5 protein-coding genes, 1 tRNA gene and 1 pseudogene are annotated in these 6,971 nt (G+C 68.9%); 2 read left to right on the forward strand and 5 right to left on the reverse strand.

All coding sequences use genetic code 11. The features are described from left to right. Positions 1–274: 274 nt before the first annotated feature. The 4 genes from ACFPZL_RS08170 to ACFPZL_RS08185 all read right to left on the reverse strand — a co-directional run bounded on the left by ACFPZL_RS08170 (position 275) and on the right by ACFPZL_RS08185 (position 3,524). Positions 275–347: transfer RNA gene (locus ACFPZL_RS08170), tRNA-Arg, on the reverse strand. Positions 348–420: 73 nt separating this feature from the next. Continuing rightward, on the reverse strand, positions 421–1,056 hold the full coding sequence (locus ACFPZL_RS08175; protein ID WP_218115980.1) for an NlpC/P60 family protein: 636 nt from the start codon (positions 1,054–1,056) through the stop codon (positions 421–423). A gap of 332 nt (positions 1,057–1,388) precedes the next feature. Continuing rightward, entirely contained in the window at positions 1,389–2,741 is a 1,353-nt protein-coding gene (gene gdhA / locus ACFPZL_RS08180; protein ID WP_236022096.1) for an NADP-specific glutamate dehydrogenase, read from the reverse strand. An 81-nt stretch (positions 2,742–2,822) separates the two neighbouring features. After that, complete coding sequence (locus tag ACFPZL_RS08185) at positions 2,823–3,524, reverse strand: metal-dependent transcriptional regulator (protein WP_218115986.1); 702 nt, start codon at positions 3,522–3,524, stop codon at positions 2,823–2,825. 146 nt (positions 3,525–3,670) lie between these two features. Between ACFPZL_RS08185 and serC the strand changes: the two genes are divergently transcribed. Then, positions 3,671–4,786, forward strand: coding sequence for a phosphoserine transaminase (serC, locus tag ACFPZL_RS08190; protein WP_218115982.1), 1,116 nt, complete (start codon positions 3,671–3,673; stop codon positions 4,784–4,786). Here serC and ACFPZL_RS08195 read toward each other — a convergent pair. Further along, complete coding sequence (locus ACFPZL_RS08195; protein ID WP_218115983.1) at positions 4,783–6,462, reverse strand: DNA repair helicase XPB; 1,680 nt, start codon at positions 6,460–6,462, stop codon at positions 4,783–4,785. The two genes, serC and ACFPZL_RS08195, sit on opposite strands and share 4 nt — an antisense overlap. A gap of 119 nt (positions 6,463–6,581) precedes the next feature. On the opposite strand from ACFPZL_RS08195, the pseudogene ACFPZL_RS08200 reads away from it, so the two are divergent. Further along, a pseudogene (locus tag ACFPZL_RS08200) lies at positions 6,582–6,971 on the forward strand (iron ABC transporter permease); the annotation flags it as partial.

Consider the following 6,971-nt stretch of genomic DNA (forward strand, 5'->3'; position numbering starts at 1 on the left):
GGTGCGCTGGCGGGCCGGCGCACCGCTCGACGGCGCTCTCCCGCTCGAGCAGTACCTCGCAGAGCGGGTGGGCCTGCTGGCGGATCCGCCTCTCGGGTCGACGTAGCGCGCGTGCCGCGCCCGCGGCTCGGGCTCACCCTTGCCGGCGGATAAGGAGTCTGCAGCCGGTAAGAAACCTGCAGTGCGTCAGTGAAAAATGCGAAATTTCACTGACGCTGTGCAGATTTCTGACGCTGCGCAGGTGGCTGTTCAGAGGTACGACTGAGCGAAGGAGTGCCCTGGAGAGGAATCGAACCTCCGACACCTTCTTTAGGAGAGAAGTGCTCTATCCACTGAGCTACCAAGGCGAAAGGCGAACTCTAGAAGTGTAGCGAAAAGGGCGCCGCCTCAGGCGACGCCCCCACGCGAAGCGGGATCAGCTCACTTGAGCCGCACGACGGCCGACGGGTACCCGTGGATCGTGCTGAGGCCTGCGACCACGGTGCTGCCGTTCCAGCCGCCGTGCACGGCCTGGCCGTTGCCGATGTAGACGGCGACGTGGCTGCCCGGCCAGAAGAGGATGTCGCCGGGGGCGTAACCGCCGGACGTGACGAGGCTTCCGTAGGCGAGGTACTGCGACGGGATCGTGCCGAGGTCGCCGACGGAGTAGCCGATGGCGCGGAGCGCGCGCTCGACGACCGCGGTGCAGTCCTGGTAGTCGCCCACCTGGGCGAGTGCGGCCGCGACGAGGCCCGAAGCCCCCTCGCCGGCCGGCAGGTCCTTCCCGTCGAAGCCGCCGTTGCTCGTGTCCTCGGCGGCGTCATCGGTGGTCGTGACGACGGCGGGCGTGGCGACGACCTCCTTCTTCGCCTCGGGGAGCTGCGTCTGCACCGAGGCCTCGGCGTCGGCGGTCACGAGCTCTTGCTGCACGGGCGTGGTGAAGCGCAGTTCCTCGGTCTCGGGCGTCGCGTAGGCCGGGAAGGCGAACACGCCCACGAGCCCCGCGCTGATGACGCCGGCGCCGACCATCTGGCCGATGCGCTTGGCCGACGAGGATCGCTTGCGAGGTGCAACCACTACTGCAGTGCCGGGAGTCTGTGCCGTACCGGGGAGCTGAGTCAAAGTTTCGCCTAACGTTTACGTTCTCGCGTCGGAAAAGGCCCGTCCGAGCCGGGCAACTCGTCAAGACTAACCGAACATCACGGAATTGTCACGCTCCGGTCACGATTCCCAGAATCCACGGCGACTCCCCCGCAATTCCAACGATCCTGCGGGCACTGGTCGCTCGACACCGAGCGAAATCTCAAGTCTGAGTTGAAGGTCCAGGGGCGGTCCCGAGGCACTCGGTCAGGGTCAGATCCGGCCTGTCGACGGCAGCACGCGCCCCGATCCGTCACCGCTCGGACGCCTCAGACGACGCCCTGGTCGATCATCGCCCGGGCGACGGTGACGAAGCCCGCGGTGTTGGCCCCGAGCACGTAGTCCCCCGGCCGGCCGTAGCGCTCGGACGCCGAGTACGTCGAATCGTGCACGTCGCGCATGATCCGGTGCAGGCGCTCCTCGCTCTGCTCGAAGTCCCAGCGGTCCCGTGCGGCGTTCTGGCTCATCTCGAGCGCCGAGGTCGCAACACCGCCCGCGTTCGCCGCCTTGCCCGGGGCGAACAGCACACCCGCCTGCTGGAACAGCGTCACCGCCGCCGGCGTGGTCGGCATGTTGGCGCCCTCGGTGACGGCGCGCACGCCGCCGTCGAGCAGCTTGCGGGCCCCCGCCTCGTCGAGCTCGTTCTGCGTGGCGCACGGGAACGCGAGGTCACCGGGCACCTCCCAGACCGAACGGCCTTCGACGAAGCGCGCACCCGCGCGCCGCTCCGCGTACTCGGAGATCCGCCCGCGCTCGACCTCCTTTACCTGCTTCAGCAGCGCGAGGTCGATGCCCTGCTCGTCGACGACGTAGCCGGACGAGTCCGATGCGGTGATCGCCTTGGCTCCGAGCTGCTGCACCTTCTCGATCACGTAGATCGCGACGTTGCCCGATCCCGAGACGATGGCGCGGCGGCCCTCCATGCCTTCGCCGGCGCGCGCCAGCATCTCCTCGGCGAAGTAGACCGTGCCGTATCCGGTGGCCTGGGTGCGCACCTCGGCGCCGCCCCACCCCGTGCCCTTGCCGGTGAGCGCGCCCGACTCGTGACCGTTGGTGAGCCGCCGGTACTGGCCGAACATGTAGCCGATCTCTCGGCCGCCGACCCCGATGTCGCCGGCAGGCACATCCGTCTGAGCACCGATATAGCGGTAGAGCTCGGTCATGTAGCTCTGGCAGAAGCGCATCACCTCGAGGTCGCTGCGACCCCTCGGGTCGAAGTCGGATCCGCCCTTGCCGCCGCCGATCTGCTGACCGGTGAGCGCGTTCTTGAAGATCTGCTCGAAGCCGAGGAACTTTATCACCGAGAGGTTCACGCTCGGATGGAAGCGCAGCCCGCCCTTGAACGGGCCGAGCGCGGAGTTGAACTGTACGCGGAAGCCGCGATGCACCTGCACCTCGCCCGCATCGTCCACCCACGGCACCCGGAACATGATCTGCCGCTCGGGCTCCACCAGGCGCCCGAGCACGTTCGCCCCGACGAACTCGGGATGCTCGGCGAGCACCGGGATCAGCGTGTCGAGCACCTCGTGCACCGCCTGGAGGAACTCGGGTTCGTTCCGGCTCCGGTACTCCACGATCTCGGTGATCTCGCGGACGTGCGCTTCGGGCGTTGCGGTCGACACATCGACTCCTTCTGGTGCTATCAGCTCCATCCGCGACCGGCCGCCATGACCCGCCGCAGCAGTGATTGGGATGGGGAGAGGTCAGGAATTGACGAAGAGGTGCGCTGCGGACTCGCGCGGCAGATCGATCGCGTTGTCGGCATGGCCGGCGACTTCGATGCGGACGAAGTGCCCGCCCTGCGAGAGCGAGAACGTCGCCGTGGCGCCGGGCCGGATCCCGGCCTCCGCGAGCTGCGCCAGCAGCACCGGGTCGGTCTGCACCGGCTCGGCGAGACGCCGGATCCTGGATTCGATCGTCCCGCCCTGCACGTCGAGCAGTTCGGTGACGCTCACGACACCGGTGTGGAACGCGGAGATCGTCCGCGCACCGAGTTCTTCGAGCCCCGGGATCGGATTGCCGTAGGGGGACTCGGTCGGATTGTCGAGGATGCCGAGCAGTTTGCGTTCGACCTGCTCGCTCATCACGTGCTCCCACCGGCACGCCTCTTCGTGCAGGTACTCCCACTCGAGCCCGATCACATCCGCCAGCAGACGCTCGGCGAGGCGATGCTTGCGCATGACGTGGACGGCCTTGGTACGGCCCTCGTCGGTGAGCTCCAGGTGGCGGTCGTCCGTCACCACGACGAGGCCGTCGCGCTCCATCCGCGCCACCGTCTGCGATACGGTGGGGCCGGAATGACCGAGGCGCTCGGAGATCCGGGCACGCAGAGGGACGATGCCCTCCTCCTCGAGTTCGAGGATCGTGCGGAGGTACATCTCGGTCGTATCGATGAGATCCGTCAGAGTCCCAACCTGCCTCTCGTGCTGCTCCCAGTGTATGGCATGGCTGCGCCGTGTATGGCATGGCCGCGCCGACCTCCGTCGCGAGCGCCGTCGGTGTCGCGACGGGCGTCGCCGACGGGTGTCATCCGACGCAATAGAATCGTGGAATGGCTGACATCACCATCCCCGCTGACCTGCTCCCCGCCGACGGACGATTCGGCTGCGGCCCCTCGAAGGTGCGCGACGAGCAGCTCGGCTTCCTCGCCTCCATCCAGCCGGGGGTGCTGGGCACCTCGCACCGTCAAGCCCCGGTGAAGAACCTGGTCGGAAGCCTGCGCTCGGGGCTCTCGGAGCTGTTCCGCGCACCCGAGGGCTACGAGATCCTCCTCGCGAACGGCGGCGCGACCTCCTTCTGGGACTCCGCCGTGCACTCGCTCATCGAGCGGCGCAGTCAGCATCTCGCGTTCGGCGAGTTCGGCGCGAAGTTCGGGAAGGCGGCGGCGAGCGCTCCCTGGCTCGAGACCCCCGACATCCGGGAGGCGCCCGCCGGGTCGCGCAGCGAGACCGAGGCCGTCGCCGGCGTCGACGTCTACGCCTACCCGCACAACGAGACCTCCACCGGGGTGATGACCGAGATCCGCCGCGTGGCCGGCGACGTCGGCGCGCTCACGGTCGTCGACGCGACGAGCGGCGCGGGCGGTCTGGACTTCGACGCGAGCGAAACCGACGTCTACTACTTCTCGCCGCAGAAGAACTTCGCGAGCGACGGCGGGATCTGGTTCGCGCTGGTCTCCCCCGCGGCGATCGAGCGGATCGAGCGGATCGCCGCGTCGGGTCGCTACATCCCCGAGACGCTGAACCTGGCCGGCGCGATCGAGAACTCGCGCAAGGATCAGACGCTCAACACCCCTGCACTCTCGACGCTCGCCATGATGGACGAGCAGGTGCGGTGGATCAACGCCCGGGGTGGGCTCGCGTGGGCCGCGGCCCGCACCGCCGAGAGCTCCGCCGTGCTCTACGACTGGGCCGAGCGCAGCGCGGTCGCGACGCCCTTCGTGCAGGATCCGAGCCACCGCTCCGACGTCGTCGTCACGATCGACTTCGACGACTCCGTCGACGCCGGCGCGATCTCGAAGGCGCTGCGCGCGAACGGCGTGGTCGACACCGAGCCGTACCGCAAGCTCGGCCGCAACCAGCTCCGCATCGCAACGTTCACCGCGATCGATCCGGCCGACGTGCGCGCGCTGACCGGCTGCATCGACTACGTGCTCGAACGGCTCTAGGGCATGCCCGCCGGCTGGTTGAACTCCTCCGCGTTCATGATCGTGTACGCGTAACCCTGCTCAGCCAGGAACCGTTGGCGATTCTGCGCGAAGTCCTGGTCGACGGTGTCGCGGGTCACGAGCGTGTAGAACGAGGCGGTGAGATCCTTCGCCTTCGGCCGCAGCAGGCGACCGAGGCGCTGCGCCTCCTCCTGCCGTGATCCGAACGAACCCGAGATCTGGATCGCGACCGAGGCGTCGGGCAGGTCGACCGAGAAGTTCGCGACCTTCGAGACGACGAGCAACCTGATCTCGCCCTCGCGGAATGCCTGGAACATCCGCTCGCGCTCGTCGACGGGGGTCTGCCCGGTGATGAGCGGGGCGTCGAGCGCCTCGGCCATCGCCTCGAGCTGGTCGATGTACTGCCCGATGACCAGCACGCTCTCCCCCGGGTGCCGGTCGATGATCTGCCTCGCGAGCCGCTGCTTCACCGTCGCGCTCGCCGCGATCCGATACCGTTCCTGATCCTCGGCGACCGAATACTCGTAGCGCTCGCTCTCCTGCAGCTCGACCCGCACTTCGAAGCAGGCCGCCGGGGCGATGAAGCCCTGGGCCTCGATATCCTTCCAGGCCGCGTCGTAGCGCTTCGGGCCGATGAGGCTGAACACGTCGCCCTCGCGCCCGTCTTCGCGCACGAGCGTCGCGGTGAGCCCGATGCGGCGGCGCGCCTGCAGTTCGGCGGTGAGCTTGAAGACTGGCGCGGGCAGCAGGTGAACCTCGTCGTAGACGATCAGACCCCAGTCGTGGGCGTTCAGCAGCGACAGGTGCGCATACTCGCCCTTCCGCTTGCTGGTGAGGATCTGGTAGGTGGCGATCGTGACCGGCTTCACCTCTTTCACCTGCCCCGAGTACTCGCCGATCTCGTCCTCGGAGAGGGTGGTGCGGCGCAGCAGCTCGTCCCTCCATTGGCGCGCCGAGACGGTGTTGGTGACGAGGATCAGCGTCTTCGCGCCGACGGCCGCCATGGCGCCGGCGCCGACGATGGTCTTGCCGGCTCCGCAGGGCAGCACGATGACGCCTGATCCGCCCGCCGAGAAGGCGTCGACCGCCTTCCGCTGGTAGTCGCGCAGTTGCCATCCGCCCTCGCCCGCGCTCTCCTCGAGCGCGATCTCGTACGGTTCGCCGGGCGTATAGCCGGCGAGATCCTCGGCCGGCCAGCCCCGCGCGACGAGCTCCTGCTTCAGCTGCCCGCGCGCCCAGGCCTCGACCGGGTAGGTACGCTCGTCCAGCCGGTTGCCGAGCAGCGGCGCGATCTTCTTGGCGCTCGAGACCTCGCGCAGGATCGCGGGCTCCTCACTGCGCAGCACGAGGTCGCTCCCCGGGTCTGCCGGGTCGGCGCGCTCGATCGTCAGCCGACCGTAGCGACGCATGGTCTCGGCGATCTCGCTCGAGACCTGGGTCGGCACCGGGAACTTCGCGTAGCGGTCCAGCGTCGCCGCGATCTCCTCTGCGGTGTGGCCGGCGGCGCGCGCGTTCCAGAGGCCGAGACGGGTCACCCGGTAGGTGTGGATGTGCTCGGGGGCGCGCTCGAGTTCCGCGAAGACGGCCAGCGCATGGCGGGCCTCCTCGGCGTCCGGATGCGCGACCTCGAGCAGCACGGTGTGGTCGCTCTGCACGATGAGGGGGCCGAGAGTCATAAGGAGCAAGTTTACTCCTGGGCACGGGGTCGCCGCTCCGCAAGTGCTCAGTAGTGCGGGGTCGGATCGCCTCGCACCCGTCATTACTGCGCACTTGCGCGCACGGGGCGGGGGCGGCCGTGACCGCGGTCGGCTGGGCGGTCGACACCTGGGCGGCCCGCTTCGCCTTCGCCCTCGGCTTCGGACTGCTCGACACCGGCCAGCGCATCGTCGCCGACCGTCTCTCGGCCGTGAGGCTCGGCTGGTTCGACGCCGAGCGCACGGCGGTCGCCCGTCAGGCGGTCGCCGCGACCGGCCCGGACCTCGTGGGCATCATCGTCTATCTCTTCTCCCCGCTGATCGGGGCGCTGCTGCTACCGCTCTTCATCGCGACCGGCCTGTTCGTGATCTCCTGGCCGCTCGGACTCGCGGCCCTCGCCGGCGTCCCGATCCTGCTCGGCGCCTTCGCGCTCGCCGGTCGGCTGAGCAGGCGAGCCGATCGGGCCGCCTCCGAGGCCAATGCGCGGCTG

The organism is Leucobacter soli, from assembly GCF_042659205.1.
GTDB lineage: Bacteria > Actinomycetota > Actinomycetes > Actinomycetales > Microbacteriaceae > Leucobacter > Leucobacter soli.